General features: G+C 65.8%; 23 protein-coding genes. 10 read left to right on the top strand and 13 right to left on the bottom strand.

Annotated elements, in window-relative coordinates; all coding sequences use genetic code 11:
• Positions 1–22 precede the first annotated feature (22 nt).
• The 7 genes from NMP03_RS05235 to NMP03_RS05265 form a co-directional block, all read right to left on the bottom strand.
• The gene (locus tag NMP03_RS05235) at positions 23–1,048 is read right to left on the bottom strand and encodes an aspartate-semialdehyde dehydrogenase (protein ID WP_033921242.1); all 1,026 of its coding nucleotides are present in this window, start codon (positions 1,046–1,048) and stop codon (positions 23–25) included.
• 101 nt (positions 1,049–1,149) lie between these two features.
• Positions 1,150–3,414 (bottom strand): S9 family peptidase, encoded by a 2,265-nt coding sequence (locus NMP03_RS05240; protein WP_256507460.1) that lies wholly within the window; start codon positions 3,412–3,414, stop codon positions 1,150–1,152.
• A gap of 79 nt (positions 3,415–3,493) precedes the next feature.
• On the bottom strand, positions 3,494–4,522 hold the full coding sequence (locus NMP03_RS05245; protein ID WP_256507461.1) for an AI-2E family transporter: 1,029 nt from the start codon (positions 4,520–4,522) through the stop codon (positions 3,494–3,496).
• A gap of 191 nt (positions 4,523–4,713) precedes the next feature.
• Positions 4,714–5,103 carry a 50S ribosomal protein L19 gene (gene rplS / locus NMP03_RS05250; RefSeq protein ID WP_256507462.1) on the bottom strand — a complete coding sequence of 130 codons (390 nt, stop codon included), beginning with the start codon at positions 5,101–5,103 and terminating at the stop codon, positions 4,714–4,716.
• Position 5,104: 1 nt separating this feature from the next.
• Positions 5,105–5,836, bottom strand: a complete 732-nt coding sequence (gene trmD / locus NMP03_RS05255) for a tRNA (guanosine(37)-N1)-methyltransferase TrmD (RefSeq protein WP_256507463.1) — start codon at positions 5,834–5,836, stop codon at positions 5,105–5,107.
• Positions 5,833–6,222, bottom strand: coding sequence for a type II toxin-antitoxin system VapC family toxin (locus NMP03_RS05260; RefSeq protein WP_256507464.1), 390 nt, complete (start codon positions 6,220–6,222; stop codon positions 5,833–5,835). The genes trmD and NMP03_RS05260 overlap by 4 nt, the downstream gene beginning before the upstream one ends.
• Positions 6,222–6,482, bottom strand: coding sequence for an antitoxin (locus NMP03_RS05265; RefSeq protein WP_256507465.1), 261 nt, complete (start codon positions 6,480–6,482; stop codon positions 6,222–6,224). Before NMP03_RS05265 ends, NMP03_RS05260 begins: the two co-directional genes overlap by 1 nt.
• Positions 6,483–6,571: 89 nt before the next feature.
• On the opposite strand from NMP03_RS05265, the gene NMP03_RS05270 reads away from it, so the two are divergent.
• Positions 6,572–7,480 (top strand): NAD(P)/FAD-dependent oxidoreductase, encoded by a 909-nt coding sequence (locus NMP03_RS05270; protein ID WP_256507466.1) that lies wholly within the window; start codon positions 6,572–6,574, stop codon positions 7,478–7,480.
• Positions 7,481–7,489: 9 nt separating this feature from the next.
• Here NMP03_RS05270 and rimM read toward each other — a convergent pair whose 3' ends face one another.
• The 3 genes from rimM to ffh form a co-directional block, all read right to left on the bottom strand.
• A complete protein-coding gene (gene rimM, locus NMP03_RS05275; protein WP_256507467.1) occupies positions 7,490–8,020 on the bottom strand; it encodes a ribosome maturation factor RimM in 531 nt (176 codons plus the stop codon).
• Between the two features lie 67 nt (positions 8,021–8,087).
• On the bottom strand, positions 8,088–8,561 hold the full coding sequence (gene rpsP, locus NMP03_RS05280) for a 30S ribosomal protein S16 (protein WP_256507468.1): 474 nt from the start codon (positions 8,559–8,561) through the stop codon (positions 8,088–8,090).
• A gap of 123 nt (positions 8,562–8,684) precedes the next feature.
• Positions 8,685–10,184 (bottom strand): signal recognition particle protein, encoded by a 1,500-nt coding sequence (gene ffh, locus NMP03_RS05285; protein ID WP_256507469.1) that lies wholly within the window; start codon positions 10,182–10,184, stop codon positions 8,685–8,687.
• 265 nt (positions 10,185–10,449) lie between these two features.
• On the opposite strand from ffh, the gene NMP03_RS05290 reads away from it, so the two are divergent.
• Together NMP03_RS05290 and NMP03_RS05295 are read left to right on the top strand one after the other, a co-directional pair.
• Positions 10,450–12,078, top strand: a complete 1,629-nt coding sequence (locus NMP03_RS05290) for a putative bifunctional diguanylate cyclase/phosphodiesterase (protein ID WP_256507470.1) — start codon at positions 10,450–10,452, stop codon at positions 12,076–12,078.
• A gap of 14 nt (positions 12,079–12,092) precedes the next feature.
• Complete coding sequence (locus NMP03_RS05295; RefSeq protein WP_256507471.1) at positions 12,093–12,410, top strand: YdeI/OmpD-associated family protein; 318 nt, start codon at positions 12,093–12,095, stop codon at positions 12,408–12,410.
• A gap of 69 nt (positions 12,411–12,479) precedes the next feature.
• Here NMP03_RS05295 and NMP03_RS05300 read toward each other — a convergent pair whose 3' ends face one another.
• Positions 12,480–13,058: a DUF924 family protein gene (locus NMP03_RS05300; RefSeq protein ID WP_256507472.1), complete on the bottom strand. Its 579-nt coding sequence runs from the start codon at positions 13,056–13,058 to the stop codon at positions 12,480–12,482.
• A gap of 24 nt (positions 13,059–13,082) precedes the next feature.
• Between NMP03_RS05300 and mtaB the strand changes: the two genes are divergently transcribed.
• The 3 genes from mtaB to NMP03_RS05315 all read left to right on the top strand — a co-directional run bounded on the left by mtaB (position 13,083) and on the right by NMP03_RS05315 (position 15,926).
• On the top strand, positions 13,083–14,285 hold the full coding sequence (gene mtaB, locus NMP03_RS05305; RefSeq protein ID WP_256507473.1) for a tRNA (N(6)-L-threonylcarbamoyladenosine(37)-C(2))-methylthiotransferase MtaB: 1,203 nt from the start codon (positions 13,083–13,085) through the stop codon (positions 14,283–14,285).
• Positions 14,282–15,214 carry a signal recognition particle-docking protein FtsY gene (gene ftsY / locus NMP03_RS05310; protein WP_256507474.1) on the top strand — a complete coding sequence of 311 codons (933 nt, stop codon included), beginning with the start codon at positions 14,282–14,284 and terminating at the stop codon, positions 15,212–15,214. The genes mtaB and ftsY overlap by 4 nt, the downstream gene beginning before the upstream one ends.
• A gap of 97 nt (positions 15,215–15,311) precedes the next feature.
• A complete protein-coding gene (locus NMP03_RS05315) occupies positions 15,312–15,926 on the top strand; it encodes an inner membrane-spanning protein YciB (RefSeq protein WP_256507475.1) in 615 nt (204 codons plus the stop codon).
• Positions 15,927–15,976: 50 nt separating this feature from the next.
• On the opposite strand, the gene NMP03_RS05320 is transcribed toward NMP03_RS05315, so the two are convergent.
• Both NMP03_RS05320 and pspF read right to left on the bottom strand, forming a co-directional pair.
• Positions 15,977–16,588, bottom strand: coding sequence for a superoxide dismutase (locus NMP03_RS05320; RefSeq protein ID WP_256507476.1), 612 nt, complete (start codon positions 16,586–16,588; stop codon positions 15,977–15,979).
• 84 nt (positions 16,589–16,672) lie between these two features.
• A complete protein-coding gene (gene pspF / locus NMP03_RS05325; RefSeq protein ID WP_256507477.1) occupies positions 16,673–17,668 on the bottom strand; it encodes a phage shock protein operon transcriptional activator in 996 nt (331 codons plus the stop codon).
• A gap of 174 nt (positions 17,669–17,842) precedes the next feature.
• Between pspF and NMP03_RS05330 the strand changes: the two genes are divergently transcribed.
• The 4 genes from NMP03_RS05330 (at position 17,843) to pspC (ending at position 19,405) form a co-directional block, all read left to right on the top strand.
• Entirely contained in the window at positions 17,843–18,016 is a 174-nt protein-coding gene (locus NMP03_RS05330; RefSeq protein WP_256507478.1) for a hypothetical protein, read from the top strand.
• 66 nt (positions 18,017–18,082) lie between these two features.
• A complete protein-coding gene (pspA, locus tag NMP03_RS05335; RefSeq protein ID WP_256507479.1) occupies positions 18,083–18,751 on the top strand; it encodes a phage shock protein PspA in 669 nt (222 codons plus the stop codon).
• A 4-nt stretch (positions 18,752–18,755) separates the two neighbouring features.
• Entirely contained in the window at positions 18,756–19,025 is a 270-nt protein-coding gene (gene pspB, locus NMP03_RS05340) for an envelope stress response membrane protein PspB (protein ID WP_256507480.1), read from the top strand.
• Positions 19,025–19,405, top strand: a complete 381-nt coding sequence (gene pspC, locus NMP03_RS05345; RefSeq protein WP_256507481.1) for an envelope stress response membrane protein PspC — start codon at positions 19,025–19,027, stop codon at positions 19,403–19,405. The genes pspB and pspC overlap by 1 nt, the downstream gene beginning before the upstream one ends.
• Positions 19,406–19,422: the final 17 nt, after the last annotated feature.

Genomic DNA, 19,422 nt, shown 5'->3' on the forward strand with positions numbered 1-19,422 from the left:
ATAGCACTTATGCTAGCATCGCTCAACCTTTCTTGAGATGCCGCCGCCCCAGCAGTTCGGCGATCTGCACCGCGTTCAGCGCAGCGCCCTTGCGCAGATTGTCCGACACGCACCAGAAGGCCAGGCCGTTCTCGACCGTGGGGTCCTCGCGCACGCGGCTGACATAGGTCGCGTAATCGCCCACGCACTCGACCGGGGTGACATAGCCGCCATCCTCGCGCTTATCGACCAGCATGATCCCCGGTGCCTCGCGCAGCAGGTTCTGTGCGTCCTCGGCCGAAAGCTCGCGCTCCATCTCGACATAGACCGCTTCGGAATGGCCGACGAAGACGGGCACGCGCACGCAGGTCGCGATCACCTTGATCTTGGGGTCGAGGATCTTCTTGGTCTCGACCACCATCTTCCATTCTTCCTTGGTCGATCCATCGTCGAGGAAGCTGTCGATGTGCGGGATCACGTTGAACGCGATCTGCTTGGTGAACTTGCGCGGCTCGGCGCTGTCGCCGACGAAGATGTTGCGGCTCTGCTCGAACAGCTCGTCCATCCCCGCCTTTCCCGCGCCCGACACCGACTGATAGGTCGCAACGACCACGCGCAGCACCTTGGCGGCGTCGTGCAGCGGCTTGAGCGCCACCACCATCTGCGCGGTCGAGCAATTGGGGTTGGCGATGATATTCTTGGCCTTGTAGCCGTCGATCGCCTCGGCATTTACTTCAGGCACCACCAGCGGCACATCGGGGTCCATCCGGTAGAGCGACGAATTGTCGATCACGACGCAGCCGGCGGCGGCAAAGCGCGGCGCGTGGATCGCGGTCGCCTCGCTGCCGATCGCGAACAGCGCCATGTCCCAGCCGGTGGGATCGAAATGCTCGATATTCTGGATCTTCAGCTTGCGCCCGGTCTCGCCATAATCGGCCAGCTCGCCCGCCGAGCGCGATGATGCCAGCACCGCGATCTCGTCGGCGGGAAACTCGCGCTCCGCCATGATGTTGAGCATTTCGCGCCCGACATTGCCGGTCGCGCCTGCGACCACCACCCGATAACCCATGATCCATTATCCCGTATTAGGCGCGCGAACGGCGCGGCCCGCTGTTTACGCGGGCGCGCTCCGATTGAAAGACCCTTTCGCTAGGGCATGCACAAACGCAACTATCGCGCTGGCTTTGCCACCACCTCGCGGTCGAGGAAGTCGCAGATCGTCCCCCACAGATGCTGGCTCACCCCCGCGCCGCCGACGCGGTGGGTTTGGCCAGGGTACAGCATCACCTCGAAGGGCCGCGCATTCTGCTGCAGCTTGGCCATCATCACGGTCGAGTGTTCGAGCACGACATTGTCGTCGGCCATGCCGTGGATCAGCAACAGCGGATCGGTGATCTTGCCCGCATCCTCGACGGTGTTCGAGGTCTTGTAGGCATCGGGCACGACGCGCGGATCGCCCATATAGCGTTCGGTATAGTGCGTGTCGTACAGGTCCCATTTGCTCACCGGCGCGCCCGCGATCCCCGCGGCGAACACGCCGGGTGCGGCCTCGAGCATCTTGAGCGTCATGTAGCCGCCATAGGACCAGCCATAGGTCGCGATCTTGTCGGGCGCGACGAAGGGCTGCTGCTTCAGCCAGTTCGCGCCCGCCACCTGGTCCGCCACTTCGACGCTGCCCATTGCGTGGTACAGATGGTCCTCGAACGCCTTGCCGCGATTGGCGGCGCCGCGATTGTCGATCTGGAACCAGATCCAGCCGCGATCGACGATCATCTGCTGCAGCGCCCCGCCCCAGGCGCGGCTCACCGTCTGCGAATGCGGCCCGCCATAATGCTGGAAGAACACCGGGTACTTCTTGCCGGGCTCGAGCGGCGGGGTCATCATTTCATAGTGCAGCGTCGTGCCGTCGGGTCCCTTGAAGGTCCCGAACTTGCGCTCGCGATGGCTCGCCAGGAACGGCGCATAGGGGTGCTCGCCCTCGACGCGGTTCTCGCTGATCCACGACAAGCGCTTGCCCGCCGCATCGGCAAGATAGCTCTGCGCCGGCTGGTTGACGTTCGATCGCGTCACGATCAACCGCGTGCCGCTCGAATCCATGCTCGCGCCATGCCACCACCCCGCCTCGGTCAACCGCGTCACCGCACCCGGCTTGGCGATGTCGACGGTGTAGAGGTGCCGCTCGAGCACGCCGTCCTTGTTGCCCAGGAAGGTGATCCGCCCCTTTTCCTGGTCGATGCCGACCACATCGGCGACTTCCCATTCGCCGTTGGTCAGCTGCGTCCATTTGCCGTCGCGGAAGCGATACAGATGCCCGTGCCCGTCGCGCTCGGACCACCAGATCAGGCTGCCGTCGTCGAGCGTGCGCAGCCCGTTCGACAGGTTCACCCAGCTACGATCGCCCGATCGTTCGGTGAACAACACGCGCGACTTGCCCGTCGCCGGATCGACGCGCAGCACATCGAGCGTCTTCTGATCGCGGCTCTGGCGCTGCACCAGCAATGCCGATCCGTCGGGTAGCCAGTTGACCCGCGCCAGATAGATGTCGCGCTCGGCCCCCAGATCGACCTTGACCTGCCCCGACCCATCGGGCCGCATTACATATAGTTCGACCGCGACATTGTCGGTGCCCGCCTTGGGATAGCGCTGGTCGTACACCGTCGTGCCCTCGGCACCGATCGCCGCGCGGCTGACGATGCCGACCGGTGCTTCGTCGAACCGCTCGACCGCGACCAGCCGATCGCCCGGTGACCACCAATAGCCGGTCGAGCGATCCATCTCTTCCTGCGCGACGAACTCGGCCTCGCCCCAATGGACCGTGCCTGCGCCATCCTTGGTCACCTGCCGCGCCTGGCCGCCGCCCAGCGGCTGCACCCACAGATTCTGGTCGCGGACGAACGAGACATAGCCCCCCGCCGGGCTAACCACTGGGTTCAGCTCGCCGCCCTCGGTCTGCGTCTGCCGGCGCACTTGGCCATCGAGCGTCGCCAGGTACAGATCGCCGTCGAGCGGCACCAGGATCGACTTGCCATCGGGTGCCCAATCATAGGCGACGATCCCCGCCGATCCGCCGATCCGCGCGCGCTCGCGCTGCATCTTCTCGGCCTCGGACAATTCGGCGCCGCTGCCGACCTGCTTCGAATCGACCAGCATCCGCCACTCGCTGGTCGCGGTATCGAGCGCCCAAAGGTCGAAGCGGTTGGGTTCGTCGGCGCGCGCCCGCAGCAGCGTCAGCAGCTTGCCGTCGGGCGACAGCTTCACCGCGCGCGCGCTCTGCCCGTTGAGATCGGGGCCCGAAAACACCCGGTCGATCGTCAGCGCGCCGCCGTCCTGCTTCACCGCTTGCGTGGCCACCTGTGCCTGGGCCGCCACCGGATCAGCCGCCATCGCAAGACCGCTCACCGACGCGAGCGCAATCCCAACCAACCATCTACGCATTCCTCGCTCTCCGGTGACGTTGCCCGACGAACGCGGGACCATGCGCCGTTATCGCGAGCCGCGGCGGTCGCGTAAAGCCTCACGCACCGCGATCGATCCCCGGCACCTTCACGTCGTGCCCCAGCGCGTCGCGCGTCCACAGCATCGTCACCAGTGTATAGAGCACCACCGCGAGCGGCGCCGACACGATCACCCCAAGCACGCCGAACAGCGATCCCAGCCCCGCCAGCGCGAACAGCAGCAGCGCGGGCGGGATCGACACCGCGAAGCGCTGCACCAGAGGGGTCAGCAAATTTCCCTCCAATTGCTGCGCGACCATGTACACCGCAGTGGCAGCCAGCCCGGTTTCGGGGCTCTGCGCGAACGCGAGCAAGATGCCGGGGACCGCACCGATGAACGGCCCGACCAACGGCACGAAATTGGCGAGGCCGACGATCACCCCCAGCGCCGCGGCCGAGGGCACCCCGACGAAGGTCAGCCCGACCCCCACCAGCGTTCCCACCGCGACCATCGTAACGAACTGCGCCAGCAGATATTTGCGCAGCGCCAACCCGCTCGCATGCAACGCCTCGGCAACCCGCGGCCCTTCGTTTTTGGGGAACAGCTTGGCGACGCCGCCGGCATAGAGCCCGGGTTGCAGCGCCAGATAGATCGCTGCGATCACTACGAGCACCAAATTGGTCGCCGCGCCGACCGCGCCGAAGGCAAAGGTCAGCACACGCCCGGCGACGTTCTGGATGTCGGGGGTGCTCGACAGCATCGATCGGAAAAACGGGATGCCCGCCGCCCATTGCTGCGCGCGGGCGATCGCGCCGGGCAATTGGTTGCCCACGATCACAAACTGCTCCCCGAGCTGCGCTCCGAACAGCCCCCCCGCAAGCCACAGCAGCGCGACGATCGCTGCCAGCCCCAGCAGCGTCGCGGGCGTATCGGGCAGCCCCATATGCAGGAACGGCAGCGCCGCCGATCGGATCAAGGTGGCCAGCAGGATCGCCGCAAAGATCAACAGGAACACGAACGACAATTGGGTCAGCAGCATCGCGACGCCGACCAGCAGCAGCACGATCAACGTATTGCGCACCACGCGTGCCTGGTCCGAACTGCCCATCTCTTCCCGCTTTCCAACGACCTGCGCCGATCGCTACCCGGCCCCGTCAACAGCGTAACGACCGCTCGCCGTGCTTGGTCCACACGGGCCGACAAAAGCAACGCGCTGGCAAAAGCAACGCGCCGACAAAAGCAAAAGGGCGCGGCAGCCGAAGCCACCGCGCCCCTGGGCGACCGTCAAGCCCGCACCGATTACTCGGCAGCGGTCGCCTTGGCCGGACGCGGGTCGCGACGCTCGGCGATACGCGCCGACTTGCCGGTACGACCGCGCAGATAATATAGCTTGGCGCGCCGGACGACGCCGCGACGCACGACTTCGATCGACTCGATGTTGGGCGAGTAGAGCGGGAAGACGCGCTCGACACCCTCGCCGAAGCTGATTTTCCGCACGGTGAAGTTCGAACCCATGCCCTTGTTCGAACGCGCGATGCACACGCCTTCGTAATTCTGGGTACGCGTACGCTCGCCCTCGACGACCTTCACGCCGACCTTGAGGGTATCGCCCGCGCGAAACTCGGGGATGGTCTTGGAAGCGGCGAACTTGGCAATCTGTTCGGCTTCGATCTGCTGGATGAGGTTCATCTCATTCGTTCCTATTCTGTCGCCGCGCGCCAGAGGGAGACTGGACCCGAGCGTCCTCATGACGCTCCCACAGATCCGGCCTCCGTGACCGTGTATCGACCTCGGCCTGTTGCTTTCGCCAGGCCGCGATCCGCGCATGATCCCCCGATCGCAGCACTTCGGGGATCGTGCGGCCCTCCCATTCTACCGGTCGGGTATATTGCGGATATTCGAGCAGCCCCGTTTCGAAGCTCTCGTCATCGCCGCTAGAAGCCGCGCCCATTACGCCGGGGAGCAGCCGAATGCAAGCATCGAGCAAGGTCAGTGCCGCCATTTCGCCGCCCGACAGGATGTAGTCGCCGACCGAAACCTGTTCGATCTGGCGTGCCTCGAACAACCGTTCGTCGATCCCCTCGAACCGCCCGCACAGGATCGTCACCCCCGGCCCCGCCGCCAGCGCGCGCACCCGTGCCTGCGTCAACGGCGTACCGCGCGGCGTCATCGCCAGCACCGGCCTCGCGCCCGCAACGCTGTCGAGCGCAGCGGCGATCACATCGGCGCGCATCACCATCCCCGCCCCGCCCCCCGCCGGGGTATCGTCGACCGAGCGATGCTTGTCGGTGGCGAAGTCGCGAATCTGCATCGCCTCTAGCGCCCACCGCCCCTCGCGCAGCGCCCGCCCGGCGATCGACGCCCCCAGTGGGCCGGGAAACATCTCGGGGTAGAGGGTGAGGATGGTGGTGGCGAAGGTCACAGCGGCAAAGTCCAGTTCTCGATCCGAAGCCCGGGCAGGTCGGCGAAGTCGCGCTCGTTGGCGGTAACCAGCGTAAGGTCGAGCGCCAAGGCATGCGCGCCGATCAGCCGATCGAAGCTCTTGCGTCGTACCCCCAACATCCGGGCACGCATGCCATATACCTCGGCCGCCGCGGCATCGAAGGGATGTACCGTCACAATCTGCGTCAGCGCATCCAGCTTTGCCTGATCGTCTCGATCGGCGCGCGCCCCGACGGAAAGCTCGGCCAACGTGATGGCCGACATCGAAAGCGATCCGGCAGGGACGCGATCCATCCGCCAGAGCAGCGCGATCGAGCGGCCACGCGCAAAGTCGATGCAGCTATTGGTGTCGAGCAGGAACGCCATCAGGCGGCAGCCGATCCCTCGGACCAGTCACGCTCTTTCTGTTCGGTATCGCCGCGCCCCTCCGCCATGAAACCGGGTGAAAAGCTGCCGAACAGATCGGACAGCGACACCCCCGCCGAGCGCTTTGGTCGAGCGAGGATCGCACCGCTATCGTCGCGCAGCAGATCGAACTCCATCCCCGCCTCCAGACCAAGTGCCTTGGGCAGGCGAATGGCGAGCGAGTTGCCCGATTTGAATACCTTGGTACGATATTCGGTCATGCGCTGTTCCTTGCGTATATACACCGGATATACGCCGTCGTCGCTGCTCCCACAAGGAACGTTCTTCGCTCTCACCGATTGCGCTTGGCATGGACGATTGCATCATCATCGGCGGCGGGCCCGCCGGCCTTACCGCGGCGATCTATCTCGCGCGCTATCACCTCTCGATCCGGTTGTTCGACAGCGGCGACAGCCGTGCGGCGATGATCCCGCGAACGCACAACCACGCCGGCTATCCCGGCGGCGTCGAGGGCCCCGAGCTACTGCGGCTGATGCACGAACAGGCCAAGAGCTTCGGCGTGTCGCGTGAGAACCGCGTCGTCACCGCAATCGAACCCGATGGCGAAAACTTCGTCGTCCGCACCGCCAATCACGATTTCGCCGCGCGCACGGTTCTGCTCGCGACCGGCGTGATAAATCTGCGCCCCAAAACCCTCGACGACGCGCTTCACGACGATGCGTTGCTTCGCGGCTTGCTGCGCTACTGCCCGGTCTGCGACGGCTATGAGGTCACAGACAAGCGCGTCGGCGTGATCGGCACCAGCGATCACGGGATGAAAGAAGCTTTGTTCCTGCGCGCCTACACCGCCGACGTCACGCTGATCGCGCCCGACAGCGAGCATGATCTCGACGCCGCCTGCCTCGCCAAGCTCGACGATGCCGGCATCGTCCGCGTCGATGGTCCCTGCGGCGAGTATCGCATCGAAGAAGAGCGCTTCGTCGTCGAAACCGCCACCGGCCCGCTATCGTTCGACAGCGTCTACCCGGCGCTCGGCTCGACGATCCGCTCGGACCTCGCAATCGCCGCGGGGGCAGAGACCGCCGAAGATGGCAGCCTGAAGGTCGACAGCCACATGCGCACCAGCGTCCCCGGGCTGTTCGCGGCGGGCGATGTGGTGCTTGGGCTCGATCAGATCAGCAACGCGATGGGCCAGGCGGGTGTGGCGGCGACGACGATCCGCAACCTGCTCAACGAGCGCACGCCGATTCGGCGCTGAACCCGCCGCTCAATCCTCGACGTAGGCGCTGTCCAGCAGCATCCGAGCGGCATCCCATTCGGGTACCGCTTCGGGCCGCATCGGCACCATGAAGCGCTTGGCGCGTCCCTGGTCGTCGGCGGGCTTTTCGATCTCGATCACGTCGCCGGCGCCGAAATTGTCGATCGCCACGACGCGGCCGACCGCATCGCCATCGGTGCTCACCACCGGCAGCCCGATCAGGTCGACATGATAATATTCGCCCTCGGACAGCGGCGGCAGCGCCGAGCGCGGGACGGTCAGTTCGGTGCCGCGCATCGCCTCGGCGGCGTTGCGATCGGCGACCTCGGCGAAGCGCGCGATCGCGCCCGCGGGCACGATCCGCATAGCCTTCACCGTCAGCGCGCCGTCGTTGAAGCTCTTATGCGGCGTCAGATCCTCGGCGAAGACCTTCAGCCGTACCTCGCCGCCGATGCCATGCGCACCGGTGACGACGGCAAGCGTCACGCGCTTGTCTCCCGCCCCGCTGGCGGGAGGAGTCGAGGGGGGGGTTGTTGACATAGACGTTTGCTAGAGGCCCACCGCCCCTCCCCTAACCCCTCCCGCCGGGCGGGAGGGGGACATCGGTTCAGCCCTCGGCCGGTGCGGCCGCGCTCTTGCCTTCGTTGGTCGCGTCTTCGGTCGCTGCTTCCTCGGCGGGAGCGGCTTCCTCGGCAGGCTTCGCCTTGGCGGCTTCCTCGGCTTCGCGGCGAGCGTCTTCGGCTGCCTGGACCTTGGCTGCACGCTCTTCGGCGCGCTCGGTCGCCTTCTCGCCGGGCTTGCCCTTGTTGGGGTTGCTGCGCGCCGCACGCTCGCGCAGGCCGGCTGCGTCGAGGAAGCGGGCAACGCGGTCGGTCGGCTGCGCGCCGACGCTCAGCCAGTGCGCCGCGCGCTCGTTGTCGAGCTTGATCCGCTCGGCATCGTCCTTGGCCAGCAACGGGTTGTAGGTGCCGATCTTCTCGATGAACTTGCCATCGCGCGGTGCGCGCGCATCGGCGATCACGATGCGGTAATAAGGGCGCTTCTTCGAACCACCGCGCGACAGGCGCATGCTGATTGCCATGTAATCGTCTTCCTTCTTTGAAATCGTCGCCCCAGCGAAAAGCCGGGATTTTCTGGTTGATGGTCCGAACCGCACCGCGAGACCCCAGCCTTCGCTGGGGTGACGGGAAAGGTCCGGGCTAGCTCACTTCTTCTTCATGAGATTCTCGAAACCTGGTGGCAGCTTCATCGTGCCGTCACCGCTCCCGCCCAAGCCGGGCAGCCCGCCGCCCGCCTTCGACATGAAATCGCCCATTGCGGGGCCGCCCAGCGCGTTGCCGATGCCGCCCATGCCGCCGCCCGGACCGCCCTTGCCGAGCAACGCCGCCATGCCCTTGATGCCGCCCATCTTCTTGATGCGCTTCATCGCACCGGCCATTTCCTGGTGCATCTTGAGCAGCTTGTTGACGTCCTGCACGGTCATGCCGCTGCCCTTGGCAACGCGGATCTTGCGCTTGGCGTTGAGCAGTTCGGGCTTGGCGCGCTCCTTGACCGTCATCGATCCGATCATCGCGTCCATCCGCAGCAACAGCCGCTCGTCGACCGCGCCATTGGCCATCGCCGCCTGCGCCTTCTTCATGCCCGGAATCATGCCGGCAAGCGCGCCGAGGCCGCCCATCCGCCGCATCTGACCCAGCTGCGCGCGCAGGTCGTTCATGTCGAACTGGCCCTTGGCCAGCCGCTGCGCCATCTTCTCGGCATCGTCGACCTGGATCGCCTCGGCGGCGCGCTCGACCAGCGAGACGACGTCGCCCATGCCCAGGATTCGCCCGGCGACCCGCTTGGGATGGAACGCCTCGATCGCGTCGAGCTTTTCGCCGGTGCCCGCGAACTTGATCGGCTTGCCCGTCACCGCGCGCATCGACAGCGCCGCACCACCGCGCGCGTCGCCGTCCATCCGCGTCAGCACGACGCCGGTCAACGGCACCTGGTTGCTGAAGTTCTGCGCGACATTGACGGCGTCCTGGCCGGTCAGCGAATCGACGACGAGCAGGATTTCGTTGGGCCGCGCGATGTCGGCGACCGCCTTCATCTCGTCCATCAGCGCCTGATCGACGTGCAGCCGCCCGGCGGTGTCGAGCATCACCACGTCGAAGCCCTGCAGCTTCGCCGCCTGCAGCGCGCGCCGCGCGATCTCCACCGGCTGCTGGCCCACGACGATCGGCAGCGTCGAAACCTCGGCCTGGGTGCCCAGCACCGCCAGCTGTTCCTGCGCGTTCGGGCGATTGACGTCGAGCGACGCCATCAGCACCTTCTTGCGCTCCTTGCCCGCCAGCATCTTGGCGAGCTTGGCGGTGGTCGTCGTCTTGCCCGACCCCTGCAGGCCGACCATCATGATCACCGCGGGCGGCGAGACGTCGATGTTGAGCCCCGCGGTATCGGGCCCCAGCATCTCGACCAGCGCGTCGTTGACGATCTTGACGACCTGCTGGCCGGGCGTGACCGAACGCAGCACCTGCTGGCCGATCGCCTTTTCGGTGATCCCTTCGACGAAATCGCGCGCGACGGGCAGCGCCACGTCGGCCTCGAGCAGCGCGATCCGGACCTCGCGCATCGCGCCGCGCACATCGGCTTCGCTCAGCGCACCACGGCCGCGCAGTCGGTCGAAGACGCCGCCTAGCCGGTCACTGAGGGATTCGAACATGTTCTACTCCAGTCGCTTCGTACCGCCACGACCGTAACGCAAAACACGCCGGCGGACGAGAACTCGTCGGCCGGCGTACCCCTCGGGGCGCGGATGCCTCACGTTCGCGAAGGAACGATCGAGAGCGCCAATAGCGAAACTCAGCGTCAGAGGCAAGCATCGCTTGTCGGCGAGAGGCCTCGCCCTAGCCCACCTGCGCCCACCCGCGCCCTTAACTCCTTCTATACCCACATCATGCCAAGAACGCGGCATGGAGAACCCGAGCATGCCGAGCGATCACGACCTGCTGGAACGCCGGCGCACGAGCCTCGTCCGCACCGATATCATCACCGGCGCGGTTTCCGCCGCCGCGATCCTGCTGTTCGTCGCGACTGGCGGCGCGGTGCTATCGCAGACCGTCGCGCACTATACCGCAGGTGGGGCCCCCGCCGATCGCGGGTTGGTGATCGCCTTGCTGCTCAACGTCGCGCTGGTGCTGATCGGCTGGCGCCGCCACGATGCCCTGTCGAAGGAAGTCCGCGTCCGCACCGCTGCCGAAGCGCGCGCGACGATGCTGGCATCGCGCGATCCGCTCACCGGCTTCTACAATCGCCGCAGCCTGGCCGACGAAGGCGCCGCGCTGCTCGCGCTGGCGCAGCGTCGAGGCAAGGCGGTTGCGCTGCTGATGCTCGATCTCGACCATTTCAAGTCGGTCAACGACATGCACGGCCACGCGATCGGCGACACCTTGCTGCGCATGGTCGCCGACGAGATCATCGCGATCCTGCCGCCGACCGCGCTCAATACCCGATTGGGCGGCGACGAATTCGCCTGCGCCTTCCTGTTCGATCCGACCGTCCCCGACATGGTCGATCGGATCGCCGATCGCCTCGTCAGCCGCCTCGCGCAGCCGTTCGAGGCCGAGGGGCTTCGCCTGCACATCAGCTGTTCGGTCGGGGTCGCGCGATCGGACTTCGAATGCCCGACGATCGAGGCGCTGATGCGCGCGGGCGACATCGCGATGTACGCCGCCAAGAAATCGGGCCGCAATCGCTGCGTGTGGTTCGACGCATCGATGGAGCGCGAGCTCCAGCAGCGCAACGACCTCGAACAGGGGCTTCGCGTCGGCATCCCGCGCGGCGAGATCGTCCCCTATTTCGAGCAGCAGGTCGACATCGCCACCGGCAAGCTCAACGGCTTCGAAGTGCTGGCGCGCTGGGAGCATCCGACGCGCGGCATCATCAGCCCCGAACGCTTCATCCCGATCGCCGAGGAAACCGGCATGATCGCCGACCTGTCGATGTCGATCATGCAACAGGCGTTCACCGCGGCGCGCGACTGGGATCCCTCGCTCACCATTTCGATCAACATCTCCCCCTGGCAGCTGCGCGACGCGTGGCTGGCGCAGAAGATCATCAAGACGCTCACCGAAACCGGCTTCCCCGCCGGCAGGCTCGAGATCGAGATCACCGAAAGCGCGCTGTTCGAGAACATGGCGCTGGCGCAATCGATCGCGGGCAGCCTGAAGAACCAGGGGGTAAAGCTGGCGCTCGACGATTTCGGCACCGGCTATTCGAGCCTCGCGCATCTTCGCGCGCTGCCCTTCGACCGGATCAAGATCGACAAATCCTTCGTCACCTCGATCAACGAAAGCGCCGATTCGGCGGCGATCGTCACCGCGATCGTGCGACTGGGCGAAAGCCTCAACCTCCCCGTCACTGCCGAGGGGATCGAGGACGCCGCGATCGAGGCGCGGTTGAAGGCGATGAACTGCGCCAAGGGCCAGGGCTGGTTCTACGGAAAACCGCTGTCGCTGATCGGCGTGCGGCGGTTTCTTGCCGAGCGGCATATGCTGCTGGGAATGCCGGCAGCAAGTAAAGTCGAAGAAATGGGATCGAAGCGAATGGCCGGGTGATGTAGAATCGAGCGATGAACGACACATTTTTGCATGGTACCGTTCATCAAGCGCTGCCTGACCTTCAGGCAGCGGTGCGCGCTGATCCCCAAGCAATGGTGCTATGGGAGCAATTGACGCCCCTGGGACGCGACGAATTCATCTGCTGGGTCGACGACGCGAGGCAACCGGCCACACGCCAGCGCCGCATCCAGCGAACCTGCGAAGAACTACTAGAGGGCAAGAAGCGCCCTTGCTGCTGGCCGGGTTGCATCCACCGGACTGACAAGCCGCCAAGTCGCTGGCAGCAGGCGGTTCTGATCGATAACGGCACCGGGAAACCGCTTAGCTAGGGCGGCGCTGCACCGAGCTACCCGACCGAGCTTGCGCGCTTACAGCTTGCCCTAGCGGGGCCAAGCCTTTCACCAGCCGCTGTCGCGCGTCGCCAGATATTCGCTCTCGGCTTCGGAGCCTTCGCGTCCCAGCGCCTTATTGCGGCTCGGAAACCGCCCGAAGCGCGTCACTACCTCGGCGTGATCGCGGGCGAAGGGGATGTTTTCGGCCACCCCCAGCGCCTCGAACAACCGCACGCTCTCGGCCTGCGTCGCAGCGTCCTCGGCGTGCATGAAGGGCATGTAGAGGAACACCCGCCAGGCATCGGACATCGCCCGGTCCCATCCGCGCGCGATCGCCGCGCGTGCCAGCTCGAGCCCCAGCGCGTCGGCTTCGAATGCGCGCGCGGTGCCGCGATGGATGTTGCGCGAGAATTGGTCGAGCAGGATCACCGCCGCAAGCAACGTCTCGGGCGCATCGCGCCACGCCGCCGCGCCGGTCGCCAGCACCTGATCGCGCAAGCCTCCAAAGCGATCGGTGATCATTTCGTCGAACTCGGCATCCTGCGCGAATTGCCGCTCGGGCGGCGTCTCGTCGAACCAGAACGCCAGCACCCTCGCCGCCGCTGCATGGACTTCGGCGCCTTCGGTCCCTAGATCGCTCGCCATGGTCGCTCCCCCTCGATTGGTCCTTTGCCGGTGACGAACATCGTCACCCTCGGCTGTCGCCTGAACATCGCCGAAAGCGAAACGATCCGCGCATTGGTCGGCGACCGCGCGGTGGCGGTGGTCAACAGCTGCGCGGTGACCAACGAGGCAGTGGCCAACACCAACCGCGCGATCCGCCGCCTGCGCCGGCTCCATCCCGATGCCGAACTCGTCGTGACGGGATGTGCGTCGAACATCGATCCAGAACACTATCGGTCGATGCCCGAAGTCGATCGCGTCGTGTCCAACGTGACCAAGCTCGATCCGATGCACTGGGCGCCCGACGCCCTGACCGCACCGCGTCCCGTTTTCGCCAGCCATTCGCGCGCGTTTGTCGAGGTACAGAATGGCTGCGACCATCGCTGCACCTTCTGCGCGATCCCCTACGGCCGTGGCCCTAGCCGGTCGCTGCCCGCAGGCGGTGTGATAGGACAGGTCCGCCGGTTCGTCGATGCCGGCCACCGCGAAATCGTCCTCACCGGCGTCGACCTGACCAGCTATGGCCACGACCTTCCCGGCCAGCCGACGCTCGGCCAGCTGGTCGAGCGGATTCTCACCCACGTCCCCGCCCTCCCGCGTCTTCGGCTGTCCTCGCTTGACGGGATCGAGATCGATGACCGGCTGTTCGCGCTGCTGACGCAGGAGCCGCGGGTGATGCCGCATGTCCATCTGTCGCTACAGGCGGGCGACGACATGATCCTCAAGCGGATGAAGCGGCGCCATAGCCGCGCGCAATCGGTGGCATTGGTCGAGCGCCTCAAGGCCGCGCGCCCGGCAATCGCGATCGGCGCCGACCTGATCGCGGGCTTCCCGACCGAGGACGATGCCGCGTTTGCAAACACGCTGGCATTGCTCGACGATTGCGACGTCGTTCACCCCCACATCTTCTCCTTCTCGCCGCGCAGCGGCACGCCCGCCGCACGGATGCCGCAAGTCGCGCCCGCGGTGGTGAAGCAACGTGCCGCGAGGCTGCGCGAGGCGGCGCAACGCCGCCGCTCGGCATGGCTCCGATCGCTGGTCGGCACTCGCCAATCGATCCTGGTCGAACGCCCAGGCGACCGCGGCCATGCCGAGAACTTCGCCGAGGTGAAACTGGCCTCCGAACCGTTCGCAGCCTCCCCGGGACGCGTCGCCCCGACCCTCATCACCGCCGCCACCGAAACCGCGCTTACAGGAAATTTCGCATGACCAACTCCAGCTGGCACGATCGCCTGCTCGGCGGCTTCCGCAAGACATCGGACCGGTTGATCGGCAACCTTGCGGGCCTGTCGGCGGCGCGGCTCGACGATTCGACGCTCGACGAGATCGAGGAGGCGCTGATCGCCTCCGACCTTGGCCCCCAGACTGCCGCGCGGATTCGCACCCGCCTTGCCGATGGTGCCTATGAGCGCAACATGGAAGAGCTGGGCATCCGCCTGGTCGTCTCCGAAGAGATCGAGAAGGTGCTCGAAAAGGTCGCGCAGCCGCTCGAGATCGACGCTTTCCCGCGCCCACAGGTGATCCTGGTGATCGGCGTCAACGGATCGGGCAAGACCACGACGATCGCCAAGCTCGCCAAAACATTGGTCGACCAGGATTATGGCGTGATGCTCTGCGCGGGCGATACCTTCCGCGCCGCCGCGATCGGCCAGTTGCAGACCTGGGCCGACCGGGTCGGCGTGCCGCTGGTGCGCGGCAGCGAAGGCGGCGACGCGGCTGGCATCGTGTTCGAAGCGGTGAAGCAGGCAACTGCGACCGGCATCGACGTGCTGATCGTCGACACCGCCGGCCGGCTGCAGAACAAGCGCGAACTGATGGACGAGCTGGCGAAAATCCGCCGCGTGCTGGGGCGCCTGAACCCCGAATCGCCGCACGACGTGGTGCTCGTCCTCGACGCAACTACCGGCCAGAATGCGCTCAGCCAGATCGAGGTCTTCAAGGAAGTCGCCGGCGTTACCGGGCTGGTGATGACCAAGCTCGACGGCACCGCGCGCGGCGGCGTGCTGGTGGCTGCGGCGGAAAAGTACCGGCTACCGATCCACGCGATCGGCGTAGGGGAGCAGGCGGATGACCTGCGCCCGTTCGACGCCAACGAAGTCGCACGGATCATATCGGGGGTCGAGGCGATGGTGCGATGACGGCGGATCGTCACCCCAGCGAAAGCTGGGGTCTAGCGCCACCCGCGCGCCCTATCGACACAGACCCCAGCTTTCGCTGGGGTGACGGATTGAAACCATGACCACCAAGCCTCCCCTCTCCCCCACCGCACGGATGGCAATCGATTACGGCCCGCTCGTGGTGTTCTTCGCCGCCAACAGCCTGTTGCCCGGCAGCCAGCTAGAGCGCGTGCTCGCGGCGACCGCGGTGTTCATGGTCGCGATCATTGCCGCGATGGTCTATTCGCAGCTCAAGGCAGGGACGATCTCGCCGATGCTGTGGCTGTCGGGCGCGCTGGTGCTCGTGTTCGGCAGCCTGACGCTGTATTTCCACGATCAGGCCTTCATCCAGATGAAGCCGACGATCGTCTACGGCATGTTCGCCGCGATCCTGGCGTTCGGCCTGATCACCGGACGGCCGCTGCTGCAGAGCCTGCTCGAAACCGCCTATCCGGGGCTCACCCCCAAGGGGTGGCGGCTGTTGACGATCAACTGGATGATATTCTTCGTCGCGCAGGCGGGGCTCAACGAGGTGATGCGCGCCTGGCTCGATTGGGACGGCTGGGTCGCTTACAAGACCTGGGCGGTCATCCCGATGACGCTGGTCTTCGCGATCGCCAACATCCCGATGCTGATGCGCCATGGCCTAAAGGTGAGCGACCCCAAGGAAGCGCCGATTCCGCCCGAGGGTTGAGCATGACCGCCATGCCGAACCAACGGGTCCGGCATGGCGATCGAACCAGCTCAGCCCTTCGCGGCTGCGTAGCGCTGCGACACGACGTCCCAGTTCACCACATCCCACCACGCCTTGAGATACGCGCCGCGATCGTTGCGGTACGTCAGATAATAAGCGTGCTCCCACACGTCGTTGCCGAGCAGCGGGGTGCCCTTGGCCTCGACGACGTCCATCAGAGGATTGTCCTGGTTGGGGGTCGAGGTGATCTGCAGCGCGCCCGATGCGTCGGCGATCAGCCACGCCCAGCCCGAACCGAACTGGCCGGCGCCCTTGGTGTTGAACTCTTCCTTCAGCTTGTCGAGCCCACCGAACGCTTCGACCGCGGCCTTTAGCTCGGGCGACATTTCGCCGCGCTCGCCTGCGGGTGCCATCGTCTTCCAGAAGAAGTCATGGTTCCAATAGCCGCCGCCATTGTTGCGTACCTGCGTCGATGCCGACGAAATGCTGCCCAGAATTTCCTCGATCGACTTGCCCTCGAGCCCGTCCTTGGCGACGCCCTCGTTCAGCTTGTCGGTATAGGCCTTGTGGTGCTTGTCGTGGTGCAGCGTCATCGTTTCCTGGTCGATGGTCGGCTCCAGCGCGTCATAGGCATAGGGCAACGGGGGAAGTTCGAAAGCCATGGAAACATGCTCCTAAATTAAGGGTTCGGCAGGGGAACGCCGGAGCCCTTCAATGGGTCCGCGCCGATCGTTACGCAACCGCGTCTACAGCAACGAATGCTTGCGAAGCGCGTGGCGCAGCTGGTCGTAGGTCAGCCCGAGCGCCGCCGCGGTGCTGCGCTGGTTGTGGCGATGCTCGGCGAGCGCGCGCGTGAGCAGGCGGCGCTCATAACTCTGGACGCGGGTGCGGAAGTCGCCCTCGACCGGCTCGGTCGCGACCTCGACCGGCGTCGCCTCGGCACTCATCGGCGCCGCCGACGCACCCGGGCGATAGGGCGAATCGAACGGGTCGATCTGGATCGCATCGACCGCGCCGCCGCCTTCCCAGCGATACACGGCACGCTCGACCGCGTTGCGCAGCTCGCGGACATTGCCCGGCCAGCCATAGCGTTCGAGCATCTCGGTCGCGTTCGGGCCGAACCCCGGCCATTGCTCCCAGCCGATCTCGGCCGCCATCCGCCGCCCGAAATGATCGGCGAGCACCAGGATGTCGCCCACCCGCGCGCGCAGCGGCGGCAGCGTCACCACCTCGAAGCTCAGCCGGTCGAGCAGATCGGCGCGGAACGTCCCCTGTTCGACGCGCGCGGGCAGATGCTCGTTGGTCGCCGCGACGATCCGCACATCGACGCGCATCGCGCGCGACGAGCCGATCCGCGTGATCTCGCCATATTCGACCGCGCGCAGCAGCCGGTCCTGCGCCGCCATCGACAGCGTGCCGAGCTCGTCGAGAAACAAGGTGCCGCCATCGGCTTCCTCGAAGCGCCCCGCGCGCGACTTCGACGCGCCGGTGAAGGCGCCGGCTTCGTGGCCGAACAATTCGGCCTCGATCAGCGTTTCGGGGAGCGCGGCGCAGTTCATGATGACGAGCGGCTGATCCCAGCGGTTGCTCAGGCGATGCAGCCGCTCGGCGACCAGCTCCTTGCCGGTCCCGCGCTCGCCGATCACCAGCACCGGGCGGTCGAGCGTCGCGGCGCGGCTGGCGCGCTCGAGTGCGTCGAGAAAGACCGAAGCCTGGCCTATTACGGGTGCGATACGATCCATCCGCCAAGCTTGTGGCGTAAATTGCCAACTGTTGGCAAGCCGCTTCCGCGCGGGACGTCACCGAACCAGAAAACCCACGCAAAACCGCCATTATCGAAATTGGCACGGCTCCTGCAACGCTTCCTGCAACCGCCTCAGAGCGGGCAATAACCACCAGGTTCAGGGAGAACCGCCATGACGATCCAGAGCACCAAGATGTTTCGCCGCCAGTCCGCCACCTTCACCGCGATCGCGCTGTTCGCATCGATCGTCAGCACCGCGGCGCTGACGCATGTCGCGACCGATGGCGGCCTGGCGCCGGTGATGGCTGCGGTCAACGAGGTTCCCGCCGGTCGGATGGTCGCGTGACCGGCTCCTGCCGGGGCGGGTTCGCCCGCCCCGGTCTTTTCCCGATTTGGACCTAGGAGTATCTACATGGGCATTTTTTCCCGCACCCGCGACATCATCGCCGCGAACATGACCGACCTGCTCGACAAGGCCGAAGACCCCGCGAAGATGATCCGCATGATCATCCTCGAAATGGAGGAAACCTTGGTCGAGGTCCGCGCATCGGCGGCACGCACGATCGCCGACCAGAAGGAAATGCGCCGCCACATCGCCAAGCTCGACAAGCTGCAGGACAGCTGGACCGAGAAGGCCGAGCTGGCGCTGTCGAAGGATCGCGAGGATCTGGCCAAGGCCGCATTGGTCGAGCGCCAGAAGGCAGCCGACATGGCCGCCCAGCTGCACGCCGAGATCGCGGTGCTCGATGAATCGCTGACCGCGTCGGAAACCGACATCGCCAAGCTGCAGAACAAGCTGCGCGAGGCGCGCACCCGGCAGAATTCGATCGTCACCCGCCTCGAAAGCGCGAACAACCGCGTGCGGATGCGTGAAATGTATGCCGGCGAAAAGGTCGCCGACGCCTTCTCGCGCTTCGACATTCTCGAGCGCCGGGTCGATGTCGCCGAGGGCCGCGCCGATGCGGCGGGCATGGGCGGCGTCACCAAGAGCCTGGAGGAGGAAATCGCCGAGCTCAAATCAGCCGAAAAGGTCGATGCCGACCTTGCCGCGCTGAAGGCTCGGATGGGTAAGGAGGGCTGATCCGATGGAAGACGTCTTCCTGCCCATCATGATCTGCGGCGTGCTGTTCATCGGCATGCCCTGGATCATCCTCCACTACATCACGAAGTGGAAACAGGCGCCGACGCTGACCAACGAGGACGAGAAGCTGCTCGACGAGCTGCACCTCATGGCGCGCCGCCTCGACGAACGGCTCGAGACGATCGAACGGATCGTGTCTGCCGACAACCCCGATTTCCGGCCGCAGGCGCGCAGCGCCGAGCCCGAATCGCCCTATGACTATCGGAGGAACTGATGTCCGCGATCCGCACCAAACTGTATCTCGACAAGCCGAACGGGAAATGGATGGGCGTATGCGCAGGCATCGCCGACTATACCGGGGTCGATGTCATCTGGGTCCGCGTCGGCGCGGTCATGCTGACTTTGCTCGGCGGCTTTCCCTGGACGCTGATCGCCTATGGCATGATCGGCTGGATGGCACCGCAGAAGCCAAGTGGCCTGTACGACAATGCCGAGGACGCCAAGTTCTGGCAGGGCGTACGATCGAACCCCAAGCGCTCGACCGCTGAGGTCCGCTCGAAGTTCCGCGACATTGATCGCCGGCTCGCCGAGATCGAGACCTATTATGTCAGCCGCAATACCCGGCTGGCCGACGAGATCGACCGGTTGCGCTGAGCGCGCCGGTCAAAAAG

This window comes from Sphingomonas qomolangmaensis (assembly GCF_024496245.1).
GTDB lineage: Bacteria > Pseudomonadota > Alphaproteobacteria > Sphingomonadales > Sphingomonadaceae > Sphingomonas > Sphingomonas qomolangmaensis.

Coding starts and splice junctions, on each gene's coding strand:
- NMP03_RS05235 (WP_033921242.1), bottom strand. CDS start 1,048: ATGGGTTATCGGGTGGTGGTCGCAGGCGCGACCGGCAATGTCGGGCGC.
- NMP03_RS05240 (WP_256507460.1), bottom strand. CDS start 3,414: ATGCGTAGATGGTTGGTTGGGATTGCGCTCGCGTCGGTGAGCGGTCTT.
- NMP03_RS05245 (WP_256507461.1), bottom strand. CDS start 4,522: ATGGGCAGTTCGGACCAGGCACGCGTGGTGCGCAATACGTTGATCGTG.
- rplS (WP_256507462.1), bottom strand. CDS start 5,103: ATGAACCTCATCCAGCAGATCGAAGCCGAACAGATTGCCAAGTTCGCC.
- NMP03_RS05260 (WP_256507464.1), bottom strand. CDS start 6,222: ATGGCGTTCCTGCTCGACACCAATAGCTGCATCGACTTTGCGCGTGGC.
- NMP03_RS05265 (WP_256507465.1), bottom strand. CDS start 6,482: ATGACCGAATATCGTACCAAGGTATTCAAATCGGGCAACTCGCTCGCC.
- NMP03_RS05270 (WP_256507466.1), top strand. CDS start 6,572: ATGGACGATTGCATCATCATCGGCGGCGGGCCCGCCGGCCTTACCGCG.
- rimM (WP_256507467.1), bottom strand. CDS start 8,020: ATGTCAACAACCCCCCCCTCGACTCCTCCCGCCAGCGGGGCGGGAGAC.
- rpsP (WP_256507468.1), bottom strand. CDS start 8,561: ATGGCAATCAGCATGCGCCTGTCGCGCGGTGGTTCGAAGAAGCGCCCT.
- ffh (WP_256507469.1), bottom strand. CDS start 10,184: ATGTTCGAATCCCTCAGTGACCGGCTAGGCGGCGTCTTCGACCGACTG.
- NMP03_RS05290 (WP_256507470.1), top strand. CDS start 10,450: ATGCCGAGCGATCACGACCTGCTGGAACGCCGGCGCACGAGCCTCGTC.
- NMP03_RS05295 (WP_256507471.1), top strand. CDS start 12,093: ATGAACGACACATTTTTGCATGGTACCGTTCATCAAGCGCTGCCTGAC.
- NMP03_RS05300 (WP_256507472.1), bottom strand. CDS start 13,058: ATGGCGAGCGATCTAGGGACCGAAGGCGCCGAAGTCCATGCAGCGGCG.
- ftsY (WP_256507474.1), top strand. CDS start 14,282: ATGACCAACTCCAGCTGGCACGATCGCCTGCTCGGCGGCTTCCGCAAG.
- NMP03_RS05315 (WP_256507475.1), top strand. CDS start 15,312: ATGACCACCAAGCCTCCCCTCTCCCCCACCGCACGGATGGCAATCGAT.
- NMP03_RS05320 (WP_256507476.1), bottom strand. CDS start 16,588: ATGGCTTTCGAACTTCCCCCGTTGCCCTATGCCTATGACGCGCTGGAG.
- pspF (WP_256507477.1), bottom strand. CDS start 17,668: ATGGATCGTATCGCACCCGTAATAGGCCAGGCTTCGGTCTTTCTCGAC.
- NMP03_RS05330 (WP_256507478.1), top strand. CDS start 17,843: ATGACGATCCAGAGCACCAAGATGTTTCGCCGCCAGTCCGCCACCTTC.
- pspA (WP_256507479.1), top strand. CDS start 18,083: ATGGGCATTTTTTCCCGCACCCGCGACATCATCGCCGCGAACATGACC.
- pspB (WP_256507480.1), top strand. CDS start 18,756: ATGGAAGACGTCTTCCTGCCCATCATGATCTGCGGCGTGCTGTTCATC.
- pspC (WP_256507481.1), top strand. CDS start 19,025: ATGTCCGCGATCCGCACCAAACTGTATCTCGACAAGCCGAACGGGAAA.